The sequence below is a fragment of the Melioribacteraceae bacterium 4301-Me genome, assembly GCA_041538185.1.
GTDB lineage: Bacteria > Bacteroidota > Ignavibacteria > Ignavibacteriales > Melioribacteraceae > Pyranulibacter > Pyranulibacter aquaticus.
Genome location: JBGORM010000006.1, coordinates 87,378 through 111,954 on the forward strand (window position 1 = coordinate 87,378; position 24,577 = coordinate 111,954).

19 protein-coding genes are annotated in these 24,577 nt (G+C 33.4%); 4 read left to right on the forward strand and 15 right to left on the reverse strand.

All coding sequences use genetic code 11. The features are described 5' to 3' along the window. Positions 1 to 15 precede the first annotated feature (15 nt). The 9 genes from ABRY23_10895 to dnaA form a co-directional block, all read right to left on the reverse strand. The gene (locus ABRY23_10895) at positions 16 to 1,911 is read right to left on the reverse strand and encodes a M1 family metallopeptidase (GenBank protein ID MFA3783559.1); all 1,896 of its coding nucleotides are present in this window, start codon (positions 1,909 to 1,911) and stop codon (positions 16 to 18) included. A 104-nt stretch (positions 1,912 to 2,015) separates the two neighbouring features. Further along, positions 2,016 to 3,203: a PLP-dependent aspartate aminotransferase family protein gene (locus tag ABRY23_10900; GenBank protein MFA3783560.1), complete on the reverse strand. Its 1,188-nt coding sequence runs from the start codon at positions 3,201 to 3,203 to the stop codon at positions 2,016 to 2,018. Positions 3,204 to 3,295: 92 nt separating this feature from the next. Then, a complete protein-coding gene (gyrA, locus tag ABRY23_10905) occupies positions 3,296 to 5,740 on the reverse strand; it encodes a DNA gyrase subunit A (protein MFA3783561.1) in 2,445 nt (814 codons plus the stop codon). Between the two features lie 49 nt (positions 5,741 to 5,789). Then, positions 5,790 to 6,782 (reverse strand): magnesium transporter, encoded by a 993-nt coding sequence (locus ABRY23_10910; GenBank protein ID MFA3783562.1) that lies wholly within the window; start codon positions 6,780 to 6,782, stop codon positions 5,790 to 5,792. 67 nt (positions 6,783 to 6,849) lie between these two features. After that, positions 6,850 to 8,859: a DNA topoisomerase (ATP-hydrolyzing) subunit B gene (gene gyrB, locus ABRY23_10915; GenBank protein MFA3783563.1), complete on the reverse strand. Its 2,010-nt coding sequence runs from the start codon at positions 8,857 to 8,859 to the stop codon at positions 6,850 to 6,852. 12 nt (positions 8,860 to 8,871) lie between these two features. Further along, the gene (locus ABRY23_10920) at positions 8,872 to 9,156 is read right to left on the reverse strand and encodes a DUF721 domain-containing protein (GenBank protein ID MFA3783564.1); all 285 of its coding nucleotides are present in this window, start codon (positions 9,154 to 9,156) and stop codon (positions 8,872 to 8,874) included. Next, the gene (locus tag ABRY23_10925; protein ID MFA3783565.1) at positions 9,149 to 10,255 is read right to left on the reverse strand and encodes a DNA replication/repair protein RecF; all 1,107 of its coding nucleotides are present in this window, start codon (positions 10,253 to 10,255) and stop codon (positions 9,149 to 9,151) included. Before ABRY23_10925 ends, ABRY23_10920 begins: the two co-directional genes overlap by 8 nt. Before the next feature lie 2 nt (positions 10,256 to 10,257). Further along, entirely contained in the window at positions 10,258 to 11,385 is a 1,128-nt protein-coding gene (gene dnaN, locus ABRY23_10930) for a DNA polymerase III subunit beta (protein MFA3783566.1), read from the reverse strand. Positions 11,386 to 11,785: 400 nt separating this feature from the next. Further along, on the reverse strand, positions 11,786 to 13,180 hold the full coding sequence (dnaA, locus tag ABRY23_10935; GenBank protein MFA3783567.1) for a chromosomal replication initiator protein DnaA: 1,395 nt from the start codon (positions 13,178 to 13,180) through the stop codon (positions 11,786 to 11,788). Between the two features lie 408 nt (positions 13,181 to 13,588). Between dnaA and ABRY23_10940 the strand changes: the two genes are divergently transcribed. Beyond that, the gene (locus tag ABRY23_10940; GenBank protein ID MFA3783568.1) at positions 13,589 to 14,563 is read left to right on the forward strand and encodes an asparaginase; all 975 of its coding nucleotides are present in this window, start codon (positions 13,589 to 13,591) and stop codon (positions 14,561 to 14,563) included. Between the two features lie 159 nt (positions 14,564 to 14,722). Here the strand turns inward: ABRY23_10940 and ABRY23_10945 are convergent, their stop codons facing one another. Together ABRY23_10945 and ABRY23_10950 are read right to left on the reverse strand one after the other, a co-directional pair. After that, entirely contained in the window at positions 14,723 to 16,021 is a 1,299-nt protein-coding gene (locus ABRY23_10945; GenBank protein MFA3783569.1) for a sodium:proton antiporter, read from the reverse strand. A 68-nt stretch (positions 16,022 to 16,089) separates the two neighbouring features. Then, complete coding sequence (locus tag ABRY23_10950; GenBank protein MFA3783570.1) at positions 16,090 to 16,797, reverse strand: PIG-L deacetylase family protein; 708 nt, start codon at positions 16,795 to 16,797, stop codon at positions 16,090 to 16,092. 223 nt (positions 16,798 to 17,020) lie between these two features. On the opposite strand from ABRY23_10950, the gene ABRY23_10955 reads away from it, so the two are divergent. The 3 genes from ABRY23_10955 to ABRY23_10965 are packed head-to-tail and all read left to right on the forward strand — an operon-like array spanning position 17,021 to position 19,964. After that, positions 17,021 to 18,100, forward strand: coding sequence for a type III polyketide synthase (locus ABRY23_10955; GenBank protein MFA3783571.1), 1,080 nt, complete (start codon positions 17,021 to 17,023; stop codon positions 18,098 to 18,100). Beyond that, positions 18,100 to 18,768, forward strand: a complete 669-nt coding sequence (locus ABRY23_10960) for a methyltransferase domain-containing protein (protein MFA3783572.1) — start codon at positions 18,100 to 18,102, stop codon at positions 18,766 to 18,768. Before ABRY23_10955 ends, ABRY23_10960 begins: the two co-directional genes overlap by 1 nt. Beyond that, positions 18,765 to 19,964 (forward strand): NAD(P)/FAD-dependent oxidoreductase, encoded by a 1,200-nt coding sequence (locus ABRY23_10965; GenBank protein MFA3783573.1) that lies wholly within the window; start codon positions 18,765 to 18,767, stop codon positions 19,962 to 19,964. The genes ABRY23_10960 and ABRY23_10965 overlap by 4 nt, the downstream gene beginning before the upstream one ends. Here ABRY23_10965 and ABRY23_10970 read toward each other — a convergent pair. Genes ABRY23_10970 through ABRY23_10985 form a run of 4 tightly spaced genes read right to left on the reverse strand, consistent with a single transcriptional unit; the run spans position 19,923 to position 24,552 of the window. Beyond that, a complete protein-coding gene (locus ABRY23_10970; protein ID MFA3783574.1) occupies positions 19,923 to 21,050 on the reverse strand; it encodes an ABC transporter permease in 1,128 nt (375 codons plus the stop codon). The genes ABRY23_10965 and ABRY23_10970 overlap by 42 nt on opposite strands. Before the next feature lie 17 nt (positions 21,051 to 21,067). Then, positions 21,068 to 22,198 (reverse strand): ABC transporter permease, encoded by a 1,131-nt coding sequence (locus ABRY23_10975; protein MFA3783575.1) that lies wholly within the window; start codon positions 22,196 to 22,198, stop codon positions 21,068 to 21,070. Positions 22,199 to 22,240: 42 nt separating this feature from the next. Then, the gene (locus tag ABRY23_10980) at positions 22,241 to 23,191 is read right to left on the reverse strand and encodes an ATP-binding cassette domain-containing protein (GenBank protein ID MFA3783576.1); all 951 of its coding nucleotides are present in this window, start codon (positions 23,189 to 23,191) and stop codon (positions 22,241 to 22,243) included. A 44-nt stretch (positions 23,192 to 23,235) separates the two neighbouring features. After that, positions 23,236 to 24,552, reverse strand: coding sequence for a TolC family protein (locus ABRY23_10985; protein MFA3783577.1), 1,317 nt, complete (start codon positions 24,550 to 24,552; stop codon positions 23,236 to 23,238). Positions 24,553 to 24,577 lie beyond the last annotated feature (25 nt).

The following is a 24,577-nucleotide window of genomic DNA, read 5'->3' on the forward strand; positions in this document are numbered from 1 at the left end:
CTTCTGCAATAAAAGTTATTTCCCCTCATAAACATTATTAGATTTATCAACATCTGGCACTTCAGGTTTACCCTGTATTATGTTCTTAATCTTCTTGTTATTATCTATTACAACTGTAGTTTTCGTATTTCCATTTTTCCAGACTATAGCTGTTTGCTTAACATTTTGTGTAGAACCGTCACTAAAAGTAACTTGAAGATACACTGGAAGAGGAATGCCGCCAATATTAACAACTTCGATAGAGTTTTTCCCTTTTACTTTTTCCACTTTACCAATTGCTAAATCTGGATAAGCCCAATCGAAAAACCATTTTTTCCAGTACCAATTTAAGTTTTGCTTTGTTACGTCATTAAAAGTGAAGAAAAAGTCGAAAGGTACAGGATGTTTCCCTTTCCATCTGTTCATATATTCATGCAAAGCGTTTTTCATCAATGAATCTCCCAGCATATCTCTTAAAAAATCGTATGCACAACCTGGCCTTCTATAAGAAGCAGTTCTATATGAACTACCAGTTAAAAGAAAAGAAGGCACCATTAATGGAACTTCACCTAACGTACCACCATACTCAGAATAAGAAGCTGCATTTCTTTCTCGAGGTTTATAACCTGGGGAAAGCTTTTCCTGAATATCAAAAGGCAACGCAGTAGCCCAGCCTTCGTCCATCCATGCATACGCTCTTTCGTTAATGCCCATCATAAATGGGAAATAAGTATGGGAAATTTCATGTGATGTAACATGTACCGTACCCCATCTTTCGTTAGAAGAACCATCGTTAACCATCATAGGATATTCCATCCCACCGGAACCATTGAATATTGTTATTTTTGGGTAAGGGAACGGATAACCTGGAAATTCATGGGATAGCATGTAAACGGAATTTCTTGCAATTTCTGCAACTTCGTAAAAGTCTTTTGATTCTTTTTTATATGCTGCATCTACAAACGTCTTCCTTTTTGTGTTATCATCTACTAAAACACTGGAACCATCCCACAAATAATGATCGCTCGTACCAAAAGCAAAATCGGTCACACCCTCAGCTTTATATTTCCATGTATTTTTAGGTCCATCTTTTGTCACTAATCCATTTTTAAGGTCCTCTTCCGTAACTATCCTTACCACTTTATCTGAATTTATTGCCTCTTTGAATTTCTTTAGTATATTCTCTGAATAAACATCTTCAGGATTTTGAAGAACCCCAGTAGCCCAAACTAAAAATCCCTTAGGCATTGTAATTTCGACTTCATAATTTGAGAAATCATTGTAAAATTCTTGATTACCAGTGTAATTAAGCATATCCCAGCCAGAGATGTCATCGTAAACTGCCATTTGTGGATACCAGTAAGCTACTAAATATGATGTGCTGTCGTAAGCACCTGTACGTATTGGTGCAAGCTGAGAAATAGTATAGCTCCACTTAAATTCTAAGTCAATATTTGTCTTAGGAGGAACAGGTTTTTCCAAGTTAAATATTAGATTAGTTCCCTGTCTATGCGGTGATTCTTTAGCTCCCTCCAGTAGAATATCTAACCCATTAATAATAATTTTTTTAATCTCCGTACCATCGGTAATTGCCTTAGCAGGTAATTCAAAATCACGAGTATTACCTTTTCTGTATATATCTTGATAAATACGAACCACCAATTGTTTTAGGGTATCGGGACTATTGTTGTGATATATTATTTTTTCTTCACCAAAGAGTTCCTTTGATTTCGGATTTATCTCGGCTTTAATTTTATAATCAGAATAATTTTGCCAATAATTTACGCCTGGTTTTCCATCGATGGAGCGTGTTCCATTTTTAATTGCTCTTTGATACTCTAAAGGTATGTAAAGCTCACCATACTGCTGCGGATAAACAAGGAGCGTTGTAAAAAACAAAAGGCAAAGAAATGGGATTGTTTTTTTCATCATTTCACCTTTAAATATTTGGCTGTGATAATATATTAATTAAAGAAAGGAATAGATATGAACAAAATTCACCTACTAATTTGTTAACAGACATTTCAATAGGTCTTTCAGAAAGAAATTTTCTTTAATGATTGTTCGAGGTCATTAATTATATCGTTTACATTTTCAATACCGACTGACAATCTAACCAGTCCATCAGTTATGCCCGCCTTTTCTCGGTTTTCTTTTCCAAGGGAAAAATGCGTCATTGAAGCAGGATGCTGAATTAAACTTTCAACTCCGCCCAAGCTAACTGCGAGTTGACAAAGTTTAACATTATTCATAAGTGTTTTACCTGCTTCTATACCACCCTTTAATTCAAAAGAAATCATCCCGCCTGAACCATAATGCTGTTTTTGTGCTACATCGTATTGTGGATGACTTTTAAGACCAGGGTAACTAACCCATTTCACCTTAGAATGATTTTCCAAAAACTCTGCTACTACTTGAGCATTTTGACTGTGTCGTTGCATTCTTAAAGATAAAGTTTTCAATCCCCTGTGAACTAAAAACGAGTTAAACGGGTCAATTACACCGCCTGTTTGGTTTAAGGTCTTTCTTATTATAGAATACAATTCTTCATTTTTAACTACAATTACGCCAGCAATAACATCTGCGTGGCCATTCAAAAATTTTGTCATACTATGCAGGACAACATCTGCACCAAATTTTATTGGCTGTTGAAGAGCAGGGCTCATAAATGTATTATCTACTACAAGAAGGGATTTGCTGCTGTGCGCTATTTTGGCTGTCTGTTCAATATCAGTAATAGCAAGTGTGGGATTTCCAGGTGTTTCGATATAAATTAACTTAGTATTAGATTTTACAGCATCTTCTATTTCTGTTAAGTTTGATGTGTTAACAAAGGAAGTTTCGATACCAAATTTATTAAAAATGGTTTCAAGTAAGAGTCGGGTCGGGCCATATAAAGATTCTGAACAAACAACGTGATTTCCTTTTTCAAGCAAGGAAGTAAAAATGGTATTAATTGCTGCCATACCGCTTGAGCATGCTAACGCTTTATGTCCCTCTTCAAGCTCAGCTACAGCATTTTCCAATGCTTCTATGGTAGGATTTCTCATTCTAGTATAAATATAACCATCCTCTTCGCCTTTAAAAAGCCTGGCTCCTTGGTCAGTATTGACAAACTTAAAAGTTGATGTTTGATAAATTGGGGGTACTACTGGTCCGTGTTCATACTCTCCAACACCGGAATGAACACACTTAGAATCAAAGTGAATATTTTTTGTTAACATTTTATTTTCGTTTGTAAGTAAGCTTAGATTTTAGTTCTTCATATTTACTTTACTTAAAACATCTCGATTGGCTAATCATCAACATGCTAAAGTTAAGCTCCATCTGTGCCGTTTTCTTCAGGAACTACACGAGCAATATCTGCAATTTCATCTCCTTCAGCAAGTCTAATTAATCTAACTCCTTGCGTATTTCTTCCCATAACTCTTATTTCTGCAACTGATTGTCTAATTACAATCCCTTTTACGGTTATAATTACCAGTTCATCATTATCGTTAACTTCCATCATTGCAATAAGTTTACCATTTTTCTCTGATGTCTTAATTGTAATCACACCTTTTCCGCCGCGACGAGTTAGTCTATAGTCCTCAATTTCTGATCTTTTCCCAAAACCTTTTTCAGTAACAACCATTAATGTGCTTGCATTTCTAACCACAATCATTCCGATAACCATATCGCCCTTACCAAGTTTAATTCCTCGTACACCCGTTGCAGTTCTTCCCATTTCTCTAACATCCTTTTCATTGAAGCGGATTGCCATTCCATTTTTAGTACCAATAATAATGTCATTATTTCCATCGCTTAGTTTTGCTTCAATAAGTTTATCGCCTGGTGCAAGGTTAATAGCATTTATACCGCCGCGTCTTATATTCGAGTAAGCAGAAAGAACTGTTTTCTTGATTGTACCTTTTTCGGTGGCCATTACAATATATTTATCATTACTAAATTCCTTAACGGTTACAAAAGCAGTAATTTTTTCTTCTTTATCTTTTTGGATTAGATTTAGAATAGACCTTCCTTTGGCTGCTCTTCCGCCTTCTGGAATTTCATGTACTTTCAACCAATAGCATTTTCCTTTGTCAGTAAAGAACATAATGTAATGGTGAGTAGAAGCAACAAACATATGTTCAATAAAATCTTCATCTTTAGTACCAGCACCTGTTACCCCTTTTCCGCCACGCGCTTGACGCCTGTAGCCGCTGACCGGAAAGCGTTTTATAAATCCTTGATGCGAAATTGTAACCACTACATCTTCCTCAGCGATAATATCTTCTAAGGCAAATTCTTTATAATCATGAATTATTTCCGTTCTTCTTTCATCACCGTATTTTTCTTTTAATGCTAATAGTTCTTCTTTTATAATTTGATTTCTTTTCTTCTCGTTGTTTAGAATCCCTTTCAATTTCTCAATTAGTTTTATTGTTTCTTTATATTCATCTTCAATCTTTTTACGCTCAAGACCTGTTAGTCGCTGCAATCTCATATCAAGAATTGCTTTAGCTTGAATCTCAGAAAGCTTAAACTTTTTCATTAAGTTATTTTTTGCTGTCTCTACATCTTTTGACTTCTTTATTGTTTCAATAACAGCATCAATATTATCGAGCGCAATAATATATCCTTCTAAAATATGTGCTCTTCTTTCAGCCGCATCCAAGTCAAATTTTGTTCTTCTTATAAGCACATCCATTCTATGACGAAGGAAGTGTTCCATGGTTTGCTGTAACGTAAGTACTTTTGGAACACCATTTACAAGCGCAAGCATTATAACACCAAAAGTAACTTGCATTTGTGTGTGCTTAAATAATTGATTTAGAGTAACAGCCGGCTGTCCGTCTCTTTTCATTTCTATTACTATACGCAACCCGTCTCTATCTGATTCATCTCTAATATTTGAAATGCCATCTACTTTGTTTTCGCGAACAAGCTCAGCTATTTTTTCTATCAAAGAAGCCTTATTGACTTGATAAGGAATTTCAGTTATTACAATGTTTTCTCTGTCGTTTTTAAGGGTTTCAACATTAGCTTTAGCACGTATCACAATTCTTCCACGCCCAGTAAGGTAAGCTTCTCTTACGCCTTCGTAACCATATATTATGCCCCCTGTAGGAAAATCCGGGGCTTTTACATATTTCATCAGGTCTTCCGGTTTAAGCTTTGGGTTATCTATCATAGCAACAAGACCATCGACAATTTCGCCCAAGTTATGTGGTGGTATATTAGTAGCCATTCCGACCGCAATTCCACTTGCTCCATTTACAAGTAAGTTCGGCAAATAAGAGGGAAGTACTGTTGGTTCTTGGAGAGATTCATCAAAATTAGGTGTAAAGTCAACAGTGTTCTTATCCAAATCACGAAGCATTTCTTCAGCAATTCTAGCCAGTCGCGCTTCAGTGTAACGCATTGCAGCTGGAGAATCACCATCTATTGAGCCAAAGTTGCCCTGGCCATCAATTAAAGGATAACGAAGAGAGAAATCCTGCACCATCCTCACCATAGTATCATAAACTGCGCTATCGCCATGTGGATGGTATTTACCAAGAACTTCCCCAACAATACGTGCTGACTTCTTATAAGGCTTATTATAAGAAAGTCCAAGTTCATGCATTCCATAGAGAACTCTTCTATGAACCGGTTTAAGACCATCTCTTACATCAGGTAATGCTCTGGCTACTATAACGCTCATAGCATAATCTATGTAAGAAGATTTCATCTCTTCTTCTAAGGAAACTGGTATTACTTTTTCAAATATGGTTGTCATAGTTACACAATAATTTATATGTTCAAAAAATTTTTCCTTGTTTTTATACTTACAACAATAGTGTGGCCATTCCAAAGTAAAAAAGAATAGTGCAGATATCAGTTAATGCAAGTGTTACTGGCCCCGCTGATATTTTGGGGTCTAATTTAGTTTTATGCAAGATTGTTGGAACACTCACACCCCATAAAGCTGCTTGAAGTTCAATCAATAAAATACTTAAGCCTATTGCCAGTCCCGCTAATGCTGTCCCTTTCCAAATAAAAATAATAATTACTACTAAAACACTACAACTAATGCCTAACAAAAGCGAGGTTTTCAATTCCTTCAATAAATATTTCAAATACCATTTGAAAGACGGCGACACTGTATGAAGCGCTTGCACAGTAAGCGTCATACTTTGAACACCTACACTTTCACCTAAGCCGAGAACAAGAGTTAAAAAAAACGCGATTATTAAACTTTCAGCAAGGGTTCTCTCAAAAAGGACTGCAAATGCTGCGCAAATTGTTCCGCTGATAATTGTAGTAAAAAGCCAGGGTAATCTAATTTTCCAAGCTTTCAGCGGTGACGCATTTTTTATTTGGTTTATATTAAAACCTATCGTCTCAAATATATCATTAACAAGTCTACGTTCATCTATATCTGGTTCTAGATTAAGCATTTCCTCTGTAAAAACGTTAGCATCAACAACACCAATAAGCTGTTGATTCTTATTTATAATAGGAAGTGCAAGGAATTTATAGGTAACAAAAAACTCGCATGCGTCGTACACTGTTGAATTAGACGGGAGAGCTGCTACTTTATTGACCATTATCTCTTCTATTTTTTTCTCCAAAGGTGCTGTTAAAATTCTGCGTGTAGGCAGCACACCTACGAGCCTGTTTTCGTCATCGACCACATAAAAATAAACTATCCTTTCACCAACACCTTCTTTTCTTATTTTATGTAATACTTCATTTACTGTAAGATTTTTATTAAGTGCTGTAAAATCTTTTCTAGCCAAATTTAAAACTGATTGCTGATATGTATGTTTTTTGTCCATTCATACTAGTTCAAAGTTCTAAAGATAATGTTTCATCCCAATTTTAATTTCATTGTTGTACAAACTATCATACATCAAGATTTGCATATTTAGCATGTTTTTCGATAAACTCTCTTCTTGGTTCTACAGCATCACCCATCAAAGTTTCGAATATTTTATCCGCAGCAGCTGCACTTTCAAGATTAACTTGAAGAACAGTTCGTGTTTCGGGGTTCATGGTAGTAGACCAAAGTTGTTCAGGATTCATTTCACCTAAACCTTTGTAACGAGAGATAATGATTCCTTTTGTATTGCCTTCCGGATTTTCTTCTCCCTCTTCTACCTCTACTATTTCTTCCTCCTTAGTTTTACCTTTGGTTTTAATCTCCGCCTTTAGTCTTTTAAGAATTTTATCGCGTTCATTATCATCATAAGCATAATATTCTTCTTTACCTTTTTTAATCTTATAAAGTGGGGGTTGAGCAATGTAAACTTTGCCGGCGGCAATAAGCTCTTTCATATGTCTATACAAGAAAGTTAAAAGTAATGTTCTAATATGGCTTCCGTCAACATCTGCGTCTGTCATTAAAATAATTTTCCCATAGCGCGATTTAGATGGGTCGAAGTCCTCGCCAATACCAGCGCCAATAGCAGAGATAATAGCTTGAATTTCTGCATTTTCCAATATTTTATTGATTTTAGCCTTCTCCACATTCAATATTTTCCCCTTTATTGGCAGAATTGCTTGAAAACGTCTATCTCTGCCTTGCTTAGCGGAGCCGCCTGCGGAATCACCTTCTACAATATATATTTCACAATGTTCAGGGTCATTTATTGAACAGTCAGCCAATTTACCAGGCAAGTTAAGTGAATCGAGTGCATTTTTTCTTCTTATTAAATCGCGGGCTTTACGAGCAGCTTCACGTGCTTCGGCTGCTCTGACACATTTCTCTATTATTCTTTTTGCTATTGACGGATTCTCTTCCAAAAATTCAGAAAGCTTTTCACCAACAATTGTTTCAACTATTGATTTAACTTCACTATTGCCAAGTTTTGTTTTTGTCTGCCCCTCAAATTGTGGCTCCATAACTTTAACTGAAATAACTGCGGTAAGTCCCTCTTTAAAATCATCACCTGTCAATGTTATTTTGCTGTTTTCCTTTATCAATCCATTTTTATTTGCATAATTGTTAAATGTTCTTGTCAATGCTGTTCTAAATCCAACTAAGTGAGTACCACCTTCTACGGTGTTAATATTATTAACGTAAGTATGAATATTTTCTGAATAAGAATCGCTGTACTCGAAAGCAATTTCTACTGGAGTGTTTTCTTTTTCACCTTCAATGTATATTGGTTTATGTAAAGGTGTTCGTTGCTCATCGAGATATTTTACGAAATCAACTAAACCGCCTTTAAATCTATAAGTTTCTTCTTGCTTTTCAACTTCGTCTTTAAGGATAAGAGTAACATTTTTGTTTAAGTAAGCTAATTCTCTTAGTCTTTCGGCTACGGTATCAAAGTTAAATTTTGTCGTTTTGAATATTTCTTTATCAGGCTTAAAAGTTATTTTAGTGCCGGTTTGGTCTCCCTTGTAATTTCCTTTAACTTTAACAGGTGCTGTAGGAACTCCTCTTTTATACGATTGAAAATAAATTTTGCCATCTCTTCTTACTTCTACTTCCAACCATTCAGAAAGTGCATTAACCACAGAAACACCAACGCCATGTAATCCACCTGAAACTTTATAAGTATTCTTGTCGAACTTTCCACCCGCGTGAAGAACGGTCATCACAACCTCTAAAGCGGATCTCTTTTCCTCTGGATGAATATCTACTGGTATTCCTCGTCCTCTGTCTTCTACAGTTACGCTGCCATCTTTATTTAACGTTACAATTACTCTATCATTATAACCAGCAAGAGCTTCATCTATACTATTGTCCACCACCTCATTTATAAGGTGATGCAAGCCGCGTGATCCTACATCACCGACGTACATAGCCGGCCTCTTCCTTACAGCTTCAAGTCCCTTTAAAACGTTAATATTCTTAGCTGTGTATTCACTTTGCGGTTTTTTGTTTTCTTTGCTATCTACTGCCATAATTTTTCTCTTTTATAAAAAACGGATTGATGTGATAATATTCTCGTTATAGTATCTATTAATTTTTTCTATCATTAAATTTTTTTTAAAGCTCAGCTCGCTTCTCCATATTGAATTTTCTGTTTTTATGTACAGTATCCCACGTGAAACTTTCACTGCCTTAACGATTTTTTTTAGTTCAGGAAAAATTTTAGGGAAATCTTCTACCACACTGAAGTTTCTCATAAATTTCCTAATACCCTCAAAATCTTTCTCTTTGTCGAGTACTTCTGATATGCTCTTAAATTTACTAAACATAAGTAACTTTTCCTTGTTCTACATTAAATATAGTTGTGTTTTCTTTAGAAAGACTGTTCATGTTTGTTAAATCTGTCATAGTTATAAACGCTTGGCCGATTTGGGTTATGTAATCACTGATTTTGCTGGCTCTGTATGCATCCAATTCACCGAAGACATCATCCATTATAAAAATAGGGGTTTTCGATAATTTCTCTTTTAAGTAAAAAAACTCTCCGAATCTTAAAGCTATTTGAAAGGTCTTATGCTGTCCCTGCGAACCAAATCTTTTTAGTTCCAAATTGTTTACTTTAAATACAAACTCATCTCTATGAGGACCTACCAAATTAATTGCTCTTTTAATTTCATTATCTCTTTCTACTTTAAGAAGCTGTTTAAAATTCTCTTTAATGTCGGCATCATTTTTAACAAAAGTCTGATAAACTATTACTGGTAATTCTGTTTCTTTTAGCAAGAAATTATAAGATTTTTTAAGATATTGATTAAACTCCTTCTCGAAACTTTTTCTATGTTCAATTATTTGTGTACCCAAGTTTATCAAAGATTCTGTCCACACATCTAATTGTTCAATTAAATTATTTTTTTTTGCATCTCTAATTTGCAATAACACGTTAGCCCTTTGCCGCAATGTCTTGTTGTAGTCTATCAATATTTTTAAGTATGTTTGACTTGCTTGCGAAATAACCATATCAACAAATCTTCTTCTATCAGATGGGCTTCCCAAAGTTAAAGCATGGTCTGCTTGTGTTAGAACTACAATTGGAAATTTACCAAATATTGATGTAGCACTACCAATCAACTTGTTGTTCAAATAGTAAGTTTTTTTACTGCGTAATTTATCGTAAGAAATGGTAACAATATCTTTGGTATGCTCTATAAATTTTCCAGATATTTCAAAATTGTTTTCACCAAAAGTTACAACATCAGATTCCGATGCTTGGTTTAAGTTTTTTGTGGTGCACAAATAATAGATTGCCTCTAAAATTGAAGTTTTTCCTTGCCCATTTCCGCCTACAAAGTAATTTAGCTTTTCGGAGAATTCTAAACTTGTTTTTCTATGCTGCCTAAAGTTAGTTAAATCAATTTGTTTAAGAACCATATTTAGTTATTTAAGCGAACCGGCATTAAAAGCATCATAAGTTCTTGATTTTCTTTTTTTTCGACCGGTTCTATTATAACCGCTTTTGTAGGTGAATGTAATTTAAATCTAATTTCTTCCTCACTACCAAGATGTGTGAGTATGTCACTTAAATAAGCCGAGTTAAATCCTATTTCTATTGGTTCACCTTTGTAATCACAAGTAACTTTCTCTTCGCCGGAAGCGCCTAAGTCAACATCCTCTGCAGATACATCAATCACTTCCTTGTTAATTGTAAGTTTCACTTTTCTTAAGTTTGACGTGGTAAATAACATCATTCTTCTTATAGATTCATGCAGTTCTTTTGTTTTTACTTTAAGTAAAAATTCATTTTCTAATGGGATTACACTCATATAGTCCGGGTATTTGTACCCAATTAATCGTGTTATCAGTTCTATATCAGTTAACTTAAAGGCTGCATGTGTTTTAGTAAAGTAAATATTAACATCCTTTTGATCTAAAATCTTAGTTAAAACAGATACCGCACGTTCCGGAACAATATATTGTTGAAATGAATCTAATTTTATGTTTTTCTTAAGTAAATTAACCAACCTGTGACCATCTGTTGTTACAAATCTTAATCCTTCTTCACCAAATTCAAAAAGAACACCCATCATTGCTGGTCTAATTTCTTCTTTACTGATTGCAAAAGCAGAACGTTCAAAAGCTTCTTTTAATTCATCACCATTAATTGTTATTTCATTTAATTCTCCTGCTTCTGCATTAGAAATAGTCGGTATTTCAGGAAATTCCCCTGCATCTAAATAACTTATAGAATACTTTCCTATATCGGTAGTTAAATTTAATTTTCCATTACCTATAGTTTTAAAATGAATAGTAGTTTCCTTTAAAGATTTCACAAAATCAAATAAAAGACGTGCCGGAACTACCATTTTAAAATCTTCATCTGCAACTACATTTAATGATGATTTAAGAGATATTTCTAAGTCTGTAGCATATATAGTTAACAATCCGTCTTTAATTTCGAAAAGAAAGTTCTCCAAAATAGGCATGGGCGTTCTGCTCGGCACAGCAGGAAATATTCGATTTAAAAGTTTTTCAAGCTCCTTACTGTTAACTTTAAATTCCATAAAATCTCCTCATAGTATTGTTAAAATTATTAAAAAAACTCATGACATTCAATTTAACTGCTCTTATAGTAAGCAGTCTCTTTACAGACTAAATCTATAATTAACATTTTTATATAAATAAAAGATTTAGAAAAAATTTACTTTCATTAGTAATTATGATGTGGATATGTTAATATTATGATAATTATTGTTTGGTAAGTCAAAAAGTAGAAAAGCAATAAAAAAATATATGTGGATATTTTCTTAATATTTGGCAGATACACATACAAGAATGTTAATTTATAAAATTATTAACAAGAAACTAATAGCTTATTAACATGATATTAACATAAAATAATTTTTGAATTATTTTGAGTGATTAAGTAAAGCAATTTTGAAAGGCAAAGTAAAAATGAATAAACTAAGAAATACTCAGTTCTATTTTACTTTTTATAGAATTTATTTTTTCGCGAAGTTGAGCATCTTTTTCTATTAAGGTTTCTATATTATTGCAAGCATGAATTACTGTGGAATGATCTCTACCACCGAAATGCAAACCAATAGTTTTTAGGGAAGAATTAGTGAGGTTTTTAGATAAATACATAGCAGTTTGACGGGCTAAAACAACTTCCTTTCTTCTATTTTTTTCTCTTACTTTGTTTTCGTCGACTGCAAAGAATTCACATACAACACGAGTGATAAAGTCAATTGATACATCAACGCGCTTGGTAGTAGAAATTTCCTTTACCGTTTTTTTAACAAGCTCAAAATCGATTTGCTTGGAGCTAAGAGAGGCATTTGCAAGAAGTTTAATTAAACAACCTTCAAGTTCACGAATATTTGTAGTAATATTATGTGCGATGTATTCGAGAATGTTGCCAGGTAAAATAAAGCCGTAAGATTCACTTTTATTTTTTAATATAGCAATTCTTGTCTCGAAATCAGGCGGCTGTATATCTACAGTAAGTCCCCACTGGAATCTTGAAATGAGTCGCTCGTTCAATCCTTTTAAATCTTTTGGTGGTTTATCGCTAGATAAGACAATTTGTTTTCCTGACTGATGTAACGTATTAAATATATTATAAAACAAATCTTGAGTTTTTTCCTTGCCCATTAAAAATTGTATGTCGTCTATAATTAAAACATCCATGCTTTTATAAAAATTTGCAAACTCATTTGCAGTGTTGTTTTGAATTGATTCCACGAACTCAACAGTAAAAACATCAGAAGATACATATATGACTTTCTTGAAATGTTGTTTTTCTAAAATTTTGTTGCCAATGGCGTGTATTAAGTGTGTTTTTCCAAGACCGACACCGCCGTAAATAAAAAGTGGGTTAAAAGAAGTTTCACCAGGATTTTCAGCAACTGCAATTGCAGCGGCACGAGCCAATTGATTTCCTTCTCCTTTAATAAAGTTTTCAAATGTATACCTGGAATTTAAATAAGTCTCAACTGTAGAGTGTTGCTTATTATCATGGTTAACAGATGAATCAGATGACTGTGTAATTGGTGTGTCTGTATCTGGAGATTCTTTTTCTTCCAGAACTATATAAACGAGCTTGCCTTCTGGTCCTAAAACCTGATGAATGATATTATTAATTAAAGCATTGTGATGTCCTTCAATCCATTCTATAAAGAAATTATTAGGGACATATATTTTTAAAGTAGCTCCGTCTAATTCATAAGGTTTAATAGGTAAGAACCAAGTATGATAAGTTATAAATGGTACATTTTCTTTTATAATACTTAAAAACTCTTTCCAAATGGTGTTAGGGTCTTTGTCTGAAGAAAGTTTTACAGCAAGTTCACTCATAAAAGTTATCCACAAGTAGAAATATTAAAAAACTTAGAAAACAGCTAGTTAATTAACTTTATGTAAAATTAGTTGAAAATTGTCAACAAATTATTAACATCAAAGAAACCTAATAAGTCCTTAGAAGACAATAAGTTATAAATAAACAAGGTTAAAAATGAACAAACATTAGTGCACTTATATAAGAAGTTGTTAGTAAATAATACTGTGAAACGTTTCACAGAAAAAAGTTATCAACAAAATGTCAACATAGTTTTCGCTCCTCGAAAGCGTTGCAAAATATCATTTAGAAAATTTATGCGCAAATTAATTCTTACAAAAAATTTTTAGTGCTACCTAGCACATTAATTTTTATTGAAAATGCTCTTTTATATTTTTTAATACAAGAAAAAAATTAGAGTGAAAAATATGAATAAGATATTAATTGTTTTTACTGGAGGCACTTTTTCAATGAAAATTGATGAAGAAACAAAAGCAGCGGTTCCCCATTTTCATGGTAAAGAATTATTGGACATGATACCAGAAATTAACCAATATGCAAAAATTTCAATGTACGAATTTGGAAATTATCCAGGCCCACACATGACCCCTGAATTAATGTTAAAGCTTTCTAAAAAAATAAAAAAGTTTGTTAAACGAAAAGATATTGACGGTATAATAATAACTCATGGTACAGATACATTAGAAGAAACGGCGTATTTTTTAGATTTAACTGTAAATACAACTAAACCTATTGTGGTTATAGGAGCAATGAAGACAAGTACAGAACCGGATTGGGATGGACCAAGAAATCTGATAGATGCAATTCATGTATGCAATAATCCAAATAGTAGAAAAATGGGCGTTTTGGTTTGCTTGAATGGGGAAATTAATGCAGCAAGCGAGGTTACTAAAACGCATACAGAGGATATTGAAACGTTTCATAGTTTGGACTTTGGGGCTTTGGGTTTTGTTGACAGAGGAAAAGTGTTTTTTAACAGAGCGCCTAGAAAACTAGAAACAATATCAACAGACAAAATTGTTTCAAATGTGGATTTAATTAAAGTTTACGCTGGGATGAATGAAAAATTTTTTAAATTCTCTGCCGATAGCGGGACTAAAGGAATTGTAGTTGAAGCTATGGGCGTCGGCAATGTTCCACCTAAAGCTTTTGATGGAATTAAATATGCAATAAGCAAAAACATTCCAATCGTGTTGGTTTCAAGATGTCCAGCAGGTGAAACATTAGATATATATGGCTACCCAGGCGCCGGAAAGTGGTTAAAACAAATAGGCGTGATTTTTGCAGATTACCTTAATGGGCAAAAAGCGAGAATAAAGTTGATGATTTGTTTAGGCAAAACGAAAGATATGAAACGCATAAGAAAATTTTTTGAAGGGTAATATCTAATAGCAAGTAACATCTTTAGATAAATTAAAACAATAAGTAATTGGACTTAGATGTTTATGCCTTCCGTTAAATTTTTCTATTTAAAAAATTACCATCTGCGCTCAATTGGCGCCTATAGTATTGATGTATTACAGATTTTACAAAATAAAAAGTCAAATAAAGAGCAACTGAACTATCACAAAAATTGGCAGTAAAATAATCAAAGAGAACTTAAAGATATAACTAAAAAAGCTTGGCATTTTAATGTTGTTTTCTTCTGCAACGGCTTTTACCATGAAGTTTGGACCGTTTCCAATATATGTCATGCTTCCGAAAAATACTGCACCAATAGAAATTGCACGAAGCAGATTTTCACTTATTTCTGCTACTATTTTACCAGAGGTTTCTCCTAATCCTAACGCTAATGAGTGAAAAGTAACGGCAGTCGGTGTGTTGTCTAAAAAGCTGCTCAGCAGTCCTGTGTAGTAATAAAACTGTTGGGGTGTATTAACACCTAAATGATGAGCATTCGTTTCAAGATATAACAAACAAGGAACCATTGTTATAAAAATTCCTAAAAATAAGTATGCTACTTCTTTTATTGGTTCCCAAGTAAAATTGTTTGATTCTCTAACTAACTTGGTGGTAAATAAAATTGATAACCCGCCCATTATAAAGATAACCCCCTCGCGTATAAATCTGTAAAATTCATTTTGTTTGATAAATGGCAGGTAATGTTCATTCAAAAAGGCAACTGCTAAAACAACGCCAATAAGCCAAAGGAAGTTCAGTTTGCCGTGAATTTTTATGGGTTTTACATACTCAATGTCTCTTATTTTAGCAGAGAGGGGTTCTTTTTTATAATAATAACTATCAACGAAAAAATAAATTAAGAGAAGTAAACCATTAGTTACTAACCATTCGACAGAAAGGCTAAAAAACCAAGTAAATGGAGCACCACGTAAATACATCATAAAGAGGGGTGGGTCACCAAGAGGAGTAAGTAGACCTCCGCAGTTCGCTACTATTCCTATAAAAAAAAGTATGGTGTGTTCTTTAAATTGTCTTTCTTTGTTTGTTTGAATTACGGGACGAATCAATAACATTGCTGCGCCAGTTGTTCCCATAAAAGAAGCAAGTACTGCGCCGATAGCTAAAAAAGCAGTATTAATTGCGGGTTTCGCCTCTATATCACCTGTAAGATATATTCCACCTGTAATTGTAAAAAGAGACCCTAGTAAAATTATAAATGGTACGTAATCAAATACGAGAGTCTTAAACAATTCGTGACTAAGATTATTAGCAAGCATAAAAATAATTACAGGCACGCTTAGCAATAGAGCAATGATTAATTTGTTCTTGTTCTTTTCCCAAAAATGATTCATGAATAGAGGAAATAAGGCAATTGACAATAGCATTAGAATGAAGGGAACGACAGAAATTAAAGGAATTGACACGCCAATATTTTCCATAGTATTTCCTTAAAAAAATTATTGGCGCAAAATTAAGTCATTTATTCGAATAATGAAAAGTTTTGCTGTTAATTAATTCCTGTAAATAAATCCTCTAAAGGTGGATGAAAAGTCTCGTTAAATATCTCAAACACACATTTATTTCCTAATAACTCTTTAATTTTGGTACGAGAGATTGTTTCTTGATATGTTTCGTAGCATGAAAGTGCATTTAATGCTGCATCTAAGTCTTGGTTGTCAACTGTAATTACACAATCGATTTCTTCGGTAGTTGACCAACTTAAATGAAAGTAAGTTGATTTTTTAGCAGCATCCTCAGTTAATGTGTGAAAAGCAAGTCGCTTTAAATACAGGTATCTCTCTTTCAATTCGACGAATGCTCTTTTGACCACAGCGTGAGTTACAAGGTGGTCATGAAAACCACTTATGCCATGTACTGCATAGGTTACAATAACTTCCGGCTTTGTTTTTGTGATTTCATCTTTTATAGCATTTTCTAAAATGCGCGGGTCCAATTCTTTTAAGCCGCTGTCAGGAAAGTCTAAAACAGTCATCCCCGAAAGCTTCAAGACTTTTTCTACCTTTTGCATCTCTTTGTAGCGTATTTCACCCATTTCTTCAATTGATAGGTTTAACTTAAATCGTTGTTTAGTAGCGCCGCCTTTAGTTAGAGTTAATAAAAAAACTTCGTGACCTTCTCTTTGTTGTTTGTTCATTACATGTGCAGTGCCAAAAGATTCATCGTCTGGGTGTGGATAGATATATAGAATTCTCATCCCTTCCTCCTAAGATATTGTTGTTTTTTGAAAAACATTTTTCCCTTAATTACTAGGTATAAAAATATGTAAATAAAAAGACATTGTGTTTTGTTTTAATGCTGCTTAATATCAACTCAAAAAAATTCACGAGAATTCACCACTTTGTGGGTGGATTCCCATTTTTCTAACAAGCTAGTGGTCTGGTGGAAAATTTGGATTAAATAAAAGTGGAGATATCTTAATGTTAATAGATATAGAAACGGCACTGCCTCCCTTTAGAGTTAGCCAAAAATTTGCTGCTGAGAAGCTGAAAATAGTTATGGGTAATAATCCTGTGGTTAGTAGAATGATAGATGCCATTTCGGTTAACTCAGGCATTGAATATAGATATACTGTAGTTGCAAATGCTGATAATTCCTTAAGAGATAAATTTTACTTTGATAATGACAAATATTTAATGCAGGATACGAAAGCAAGAATGCATGAATATGAATTTTGGTCAAAAACCCTTTCAATTAAAGCAGTTGATAGTATTATCTCGAAAAATAAAATTGATGTAAATAACATAGGAAAAATAGTCACAGTTTCTTGCACAGGTTTTTTTGCCCCAGGAATAGATTGCGAAATAATCAAACATTTTTCTTTGCCTACAAACATTAAAAGGACTAATATAGGTTTTATGGGTTGTGCGGCTGCAATAACCGGGTTTAACAGTGTATTTGATACAATTAAATGTAAACCAAGCGAGAGTGTTTTAATGATTGCTGTAGAGCTTTGTAGTTTACATCTACAGAATACCCCTACAAAAGATAATTTATTGGCAAGTATGTTGTTTGCTGATGGTTGTGCCGCTGCGTTTTTTTCTAATAATAAAGTTGACAATAAAACAGCAGTTAAAATTATAAAAACGCACACAATGTTGTTCGATAGCACAGCAGAGTATATGGGCTGGAAAATTGGTAACTATGGTTTTGAAATGATACTTTCTAACGAACTCCCCAAGCTAATATTTGAGTATGCATGTCCCTCTTTATGTGAGTTTTTAAAAGAAAATAATATCGATTTGAAATCAATAAAACATTGGGCATTACATCCGGGCGGCAGAGCAATTATTGATTCTTTGCAGAAGGGACTTAATTTAACAGATGAACAAACAGAACCTTCAAGAAAAATTTTAAGGGATTACGGTAATATGTCTTCGCCATCAATTCTTTTTGTATTAAAGGAACTGCTAAATAAGATTAAAAAAGATGAGCTTTGTTGTGCAGTAGCTTTCGGACCCGGCTTAACAATGGAAGTTGCATTAATGAAAGGAGTATAGTGTTGCTAAAACGTAGTAGAGAAAAAGAACTAATGGATAATTTTGGTATCGAAGATGAAAGAATAGATTTGGCATTAAAAGAGATTGCAAAGGTAAATAAGTTATTAGGAGGCATTTCTGTAAGCCGCAGCGCTTTGAAAATTCTACTAAAGAATCACAAGAAGGAAGTTAATCTTTTAGATGTGGGCGCTGGGGGGTGTGATATTTTTTTAAATGGGCATTACTCTACACATATTAAGCTTACAACAGTTGATGCTAATTTGAGATCATGCCGATATTTATTATCTAAAACTAAAAGTATCTCCATAGTTTGTGGAGATGCAAAAGCACTTCCTTTTAAAAAAAAGAGCTTCGATGTAATTCATGCTTCGTTGTTTCTTCATCATTTTGCTGATGAAGAAATTATTATGCTTCTTAAATCTTTTTTGGAGCTGGCAAAATTAGGGGTTATTATAAACGATTTGCATCGGTCCATTTTTGCTTATTGGGGAATAAAGATTATTTCTTTTCTTTTTTCCAAAAGTGAACTATTTAAAAATGATGCACCCCTCTCCGTTAAACGCGGCTTTACGAAAAATGAGCTCAAAACTATTTTGAACAAGATTGGTAAAAAATATATAATTAATTGGAGATGGGCTTTTCGATGGAGAGTTGTTGTTGAAGTATGAATAAAATTGATAAAACTACTTTTGATATTGCAATTATAGGTGGTGGACCTGCTGGTAGCAGCGCTGCTTTTTATTTGTCAAAACTTGGCTTTGATGTTTGCATCTTTGAAAAAAAAGAATTTCCTCGAGAAACTATTTGTGGGGAGTTTCTTTCACTTGAGGTAATTGCTTTTTTAAAGGAAACTGAATTGTTTAATTCTTTCCTACAGTTAAAACCGAACTTGATAAATAAAGTTAAAGTTTATGACCAAAACTCTGTTTTGGGAACTAATCTCTATTTTACAGCTTACGGTATAAAACGAGGCAAGTTCGACATGTTTTTGCTAAGACGAGCTGCTGACTATTGTACTAAGGTATTTCAACCAGCAGAGGTAAAGTCTATTGAAATTAATTCCGCCGATAACTACTCTGTGCTTTTCGAGTATAATAAAAAATTGTTGAAAATAACAGCAAAAGAAGTAATAGCCGCTTACGGCAAGAGGAATGTTTTAGATAAACACCTCAACAGAAAATTTGTAAGTAGTAAAAGTCGGCTTAACGGAGTAAAATTTCATATAAGTAAAGAAAGACTTTCATCTTACAACCAAAATACTATTTCAATTTTTATTGCAGATGATATTTATTGTGGTATCAATTGTGTGGATGATGAGATGGCTACAATATGTTTTTTAAAAAACGATTTGCTGAGGACAATTTCTGCAAGAGAGCACGTATTATATCTTTGCAAACAGAATAAATTTTTTGGAGAATTATTGCAGAAAGTTTCAGAAGAAGAATTAAATAAAATCAAATTATATGGTGCTGGGGACATTCACTTTGGCAAAAAAGAGATTGTACAAAACGGCATTTTTATGATAGGAGATGCTGCCAGGGTAATAGCACCGTTAATAGGAGACGGAATTGGATGTGCTGTTCAAAATGCAAAGCTTTTATCAGAAATTATAAATGAGAAGGTAAAAAAGAATTTAAAAAGAAATTCGACCGAAGAGATTTACAAGCATGAATGGCATAAGCTGTTCAACAAAAGATTCCAAACGGCAAACTTAATTCAACATATTTTATTTAATAAAAAATGCAGAAAGGCTGCAATTAAATTAATTAACAAAGTTCCTTCTTTTTTAACTCAAATAGTAAAAATGACAAGAGCACAAGTATTAACTGAGACGTTTTCTGAATCTCAACGAGCTAAAAATTAGGATAACAATTCCTGCCGCTAAAAGAACAGAAATTTCTGGAATTAATTGAGTAAATCCATCGCCTTTTAAAATCACTCCTCGTATTATTGTTATGTAATATCTCAATGGAATTAAGTATGTGATTGGCTGAATCCATCCAGGCATGTTTTCAATTGGGAATGCAAAGCCAGAAAGAAAATTCATTGGAAGTAGAACCCCAAAAGTTGCCACCATCATTGCCTGCTGCTGCGTTTTGGAAATTGTTGATATAAACAAACCAAGTCCAATTGAAGATAAAACGTAAATTAAAGAAGCTATCATTAGAAAAAAGAAATCACCTTTAATTGAAATACCAAACCAATAAACCATAACTGCAGTAACAATTAATACGTCCATAAAGCCCAATAAAACAAAGGGGAGAGTTTTTCCAATAATTAATTGATATGGTTTAATAGGTGAAACTATAATTTGTTCGAGTGTTCCAATTTCCCGCTCCTTTACAATTCCCATAGCCATAAGTGTAGTTGTAATAATTGTTAATATTAAGCCTACTATTCCAGGCAACATAAAAAATCTCGTTTTAAGATTAGGGTTGTACCAAAAACGAAGTTCTGGACTAACAGTGCCAAAAGGTTGTTTAGCATTCAGCATTGTGCTTTTCTGCAGCAAAATATTGCTTGAATAACTTGAAACGATACTAGTTACATAGCCAAGAGTGATAGAAGTTTTGTTTCCATCAGAACCATCGAACAGAGCTTGCACACTAACTTGCTCTCCGCGTTTTAATTTCTTCTCGAAATCGTTTGGAATTACAAGCGTCCATAAAACATCGCCATTATCAATTAACTCTGTTATTCTATTGTAGCTGTCAACATAATACTTAATCGAAAAATATCCTGAGCTTTCAAATTTTTCTATAAAGCTGCGGCTGGTTACACTTTTATCCATATCATAAACTGCAGTACTTATATTGAATATATCGAGATTGGCTGCATAGCCTAAAAGAATCAACTGAATTGCCGGTGCAACAAAGATTATGCTGAACAGCTTTGGGTCTCTTTTAAGCTGCAAAAATTCTTTTATGATAATATTTAAAATTGTTTTCATCTTTTGCTCTTGGTCATTTAATCAACTTTATTTTTTCTATTTATGATGGAAGCAACAGTTAAAAAGAAAAAAGAAAAAATCAGTAAGTAAATTAATTGTGGCCAAAAAGCCTCAATACCTACTCCCTTTAGCATTATATCTCTTAGAATAACAATATAAAACTTTACTGGAGTAATGTTGGTTAAAATCTGAATAGCAGGGGGCATACTTTCTATAGGAAAAACGAAGCCCGACAAAAGAAAAGAAGGAAGTATAGTTATTAATGCTGAGAGTTGAAAAGCAACTTGTTGTGAATCGGATATCGATGAAATTAAAATTCCAAGATTGAGGGAAGCAAAAAGAAATATAAATGTTGAAACGAAAAGAAGGAGAATGCTTCCCTTAATTGTAGCTCCAAATAAAATATAACATGCAAGCAAAATAGTAGACGCTATAATAAGTGAAAGAACAGAGTAAGGCATAGTTTTGCCTATTAACAGTTCAATAGATGAAATAGGTGAAACATTTATTTGCTCAATTGAGCCCTTTTCTTTTTCTCTAACGATAGACATTGCAATTGAGATAACAGCAGTCATAATTAAAATCATAGAAATTAAGCCGGGTATTAAAAACAAAGTAGAGTTTAAGTCGGGATTAAACCAGAAACGCGGTGAGAGATTTACTGGTATATATGGCGAGCCTCCTTTTACAGCAAGTGCTTCTTCTACTATTTTAAAGGAGAAAGTGGCAGTGGCAGCATTTATATAACTTGATACTATACTAGCTGTATTAGCATCAATAGCGGATATGAGAATTTGGATTTTTGCCTGTCTATTTGAATGAATATTTTTAGAAAAATCCTCAGGAAAAACAATAACTATTCTTGCTATGTTAGCATCTATGACCTCATTAATTTTTTTTTCAGAATCGATATAGCCAACAACATCAAAATAATTAGAGCTTGTAAGCATGTTAATAAAATAACGGCTGTCTTCAGACTTATCTAAATCATAAACTACAGTTTTTATATGATGCACATCGAAATTAATTGCATAACCAAAGAGAATAAGAAGAATGAACGGCCAAATAAAAAGAACATAGAGCATTCTTTTATCACGTTTTAATTGTCGTATTTCTTTTTTTGCAATAGCAAAGATTCTTGTTAACATTTTAAGTCCTCTAAGCCACTATTAAATTTCCCCATGTGGATTTTAAAAAACCCACCCCTTGGGGGAGGGTAGGGAGGGGCTTTCCAATAAATAAATAAACACGTCCTCCAAAGTTGGCGTAACTTTTTCTATTCTTTTTACATAGATTGAGTGATAATTTAGTATAGAAATAATCTGCTGTTGATTTTTAAATTCATCATTTACAACAACGTGGATTCGATTCCCAAAAATTGATGTTTCATTTACAAAATTTTCTTTTTTTAGCACATCCATTGCTTCAACAACGCCGTCGCACTCAATTTCAATGATAGTATTTTTTAAAAAGTTTGTTTTCAGTTCTTTTGATGTGCCTTCAGCTATTAATTTTCCGTTATTGATTAAGATAATATGGTTGCAAAACTCAGCTTCTTCAAGATAATGTGTTGTAACAATAACCGTAATTCCTTCTGATGATAAATCATTTATCAAATCCCAAAATCCTTTTCGTGAGACTGGGTCAACGCCGCTTGTAGGTTCGTCCAAAAACACAATTTTCGGTCTGTGAATTACAGCAGTTCCTAAAGCAAGTCGTTGTTTTATACCTACAGGCAAAGAAGAGGTCAAAGATTTTTCTTTACCTTCAAGATTGGCAGTTTTCAACACCCATTTTTTTCTTTGCTTTAGTTCGTTTCCGGAAAGTCCATAAATGCCGCCAAAAAAATTAATATTTTCTTCGACAGTTAAATCGTTATAAAGTGAAAATCGCTGTGACATGTAACCAATATTTTGTTTTACTTTGTCGGGTTGACTTTTAATGCTGAACCCACCAACTAAAGCATCGCCTGAGGTTGGTTCCAATATTCCACAGAGCATTCTAATTGTAGTTGACTTGCCAGCTCCGTTTGCACCAAGAAAACCAAATATTTCTCCTTTTTTGACTTTGAAGGAAATATTGTCAACAGCTGTAAACTCACCAAATTTTTTTGTTAAACTATATACTTCTATGCTGTTCATTTTTTTTGACTTAAATTTACCTAAAGTAATTAGTCAATCGTGTTTCAGTAAATTTTTTCTCCAACAGCCTTCAACAGAACAACTTTAGCAAGTTGAAAATCTACAAGCGAAGTTGTTAAATTTGTCTTTGCTTGAAGAAGAGAAACCTCTGCATCAATTAAGTCGGTGCTTGTTGCAAGCTGCTGATTGTATTTTTCTTGAATTGTTTTATAATTTTCATCAGCCTGTTCCACTGTAATTCTGCTCACCTTAATTTTCTCTGCTGCTTTGTTGTATGATAAATAAGCTTGGTAGACTTCCAGCTCAACAGCATCTTTCAATTGTGAAAGGGCTGTTTGGGCTTGAATTTTTTGTTCTTCAGCCTGGGCGGCTAAAGAAGAAGTATAACCCCAATTCCAAATATCCCATTGAAGTATTACACCAACATCCCAAGTATCCTTAAATTTATTTTGTGCCGGAAAAATTCTTGGATTAGGTTTGCTGTAATAATAATTGCCCATTAAATAAATTGATGGATACCAGCCGGAATTTGCTGAGACTATTGCTTTGTTGCTTGCATTTACTTGGTACTGGAGAGATTTTAATTCGTTTCTTTTTTCTTTTGATCGATTAATTAGTTCATCGAGTTTGTAGCTGATAAAAGAGGTGTCGATAGTTTCAACATTAATATCAGTTTCAACTTCTAAAGGAAGTCCAAGAATCTTGTTGAAGCTGGAGCGTGTAATATCAATATTATTTTCAGCTTCGATTAATTGTAATTTTATATTAGAATATAGTACTTCAAGTTTTAGCACGTCGTTTTTTGTCGCAAGCTGATTTGCTAAATAATTTTTTGTGTCATCAAGGTGTCTTTGAGTTTGTTTTAAGTTTTCTTCTATTAATCTTTTTAGTTGTTTTGCTTTGTAATAATTCCAAAAAGCAGTTTGTATTTTTAGCGCGACTTCATTTATTTCTTTTTGATAGTCATAGGTTTCTGCTTTGTAATTATTCTCAGCAATACTTTTCAATGACCATAATCTGAAGCCGGTAAATAAGGGCTGCTGAAGCGAAAGTTTTAGATTAAAATTATCGAGTATTGTTGGAGAAATTTGTATGGGCAAAGGCAGAAATGGAACAGACACTTCAAAAGGCGGAATGCTGCTTAATCGTTGGTAGGATGCTTGAAACTTAATTTGAGGTAAAAGCTGTGAATTTACTTCGCTTACCTTTGCTTCTAATGCGTTAATTTTTGATCTGGCAATTTTAAGTTCCTTGCTGTTTTCTATCCCGAGTATTAGACTTTCCTTGAGTGTAAGAATTTTATGATTTTGAGCTGTTAGGGAGACGGACAGTAAATAACACATAATAATAAATTTTCTCATAATTAAAACCTTTTTTAGCTTACTT

Coding starts and splice junctions, on each gene's coding strand:
- ABRY23_10950 (MFA3783570.1), bottom strand. CDS start 16,797: ATGAGAATTCTATATATCTATCCACACCCAGACGATGAATCTTTTGGC.
- ABRY23_10925 (MFA3783565.1), bottom strand. CDS start 10,255: ATGGTTCTTAAACAAATTGATTTAACTAACTTTAGGCAGCATAGAAAA.
- ABRY23_10895 (MFA3783559.1), bottom strand. CDS start 1,911: ATGATGAAAAAAACAATCCCATTTCTTTGCCTTTTGTTTTTTACAACG.
- ABRY23_10965 (MFA3783573.1), top strand. CDS start 18,765: ATGAATAAAATTGATAAAACTACTTTTGATATTGCAATTATAGGTGGT.
- ABRY23_10920 (MFA3783564.1), bottom strand. CDS start 9,156: ATGTTTAGTAAATTTAAGAGCATATCAGAAGTACTCGACAAAGAGAAA.
- ABRY23_10985 (MFA3783577.1), bottom strand. CDS start 24,552: ATGAGAAAATTTATTATTATGTGTTATTTACTGTCCGTCTCCCTAACA.
- gyrB (MFA3783563.1), bottom strand. CDS start 8,859: ATGGCAGTAGATAGCAAAGAAAACAAAAAACCGCAAAGTGAATACACA.
- ABRY23_10910 (MFA3783562.1), bottom strand. CDS start 6,782: ATGGACAAAAAACATACATATCAGCAATCAGTTTTAAATTTGGCTAGA.
- ABRY23_10975 (MFA3783575.1), bottom strand. CDS start 22,198: ATGTTAACAAGAATCTTTGCTATTGCAAAAAAAGAAATACGACAATTA.
- ABRY23_10980 (MFA3783576.1), bottom strand. CDS start 23,191: ATGAACAGCATAGAAGTATATAGTTTAACAAAAAAATTTGGTGAGTTT.
- ABRY23_10940 (MFA3783568.1), top strand. CDS start 13,589: ATGAATAAGATATTAATTGTTTTTACTGGAGGCACTTTTTCAATGAAA.
- ABRY23_10955 (MFA3783571.1), top strand. CDS start 17,021: ATGTTAATAGATATAGAAACGGCACTGCCTCCCTTTAGAGTTAGCCAA.
- ABRY23_10945 (MFA3783569.1), bottom strand. CDS start 16,021: ATGGAAAATATTGGCGTGTCAATTCCTTTAATTTCTGTCGTTCCCTTC.
- dnaA (MFA3783567.1), bottom strand. CDS start 13,180: ATGAGTGAACTTGCTGTAAAACTTTCTTCAGACAAAGACCCTAACACC.
- ABRY23_10970 (MFA3783574.1), bottom strand. CDS start 21,050: ATGAAAACAATTTTAAATATTATCATAAAAGAATTTTTGCAGCTTAAA.
- gyrA (MFA3783561.1), bottom strand. CDS start 5,740: ATGACAACCATATTTGAAAAAGTAATACCAGTTTCCTTAGAAGAAGAG.
- dnaN (MFA3783566.1), bottom strand. CDS start 11,385: ATGGAATTTAAAGTTAACAGTAAGGAGCTTGAAAAACTTTTAAATCGA.
- ABRY23_10900 (MFA3783560.1), bottom strand. CDS start 3,203: ATGTTAACAAAAAATATTCACTTTGATTCTAAGTGTGTTCATTCCGGT.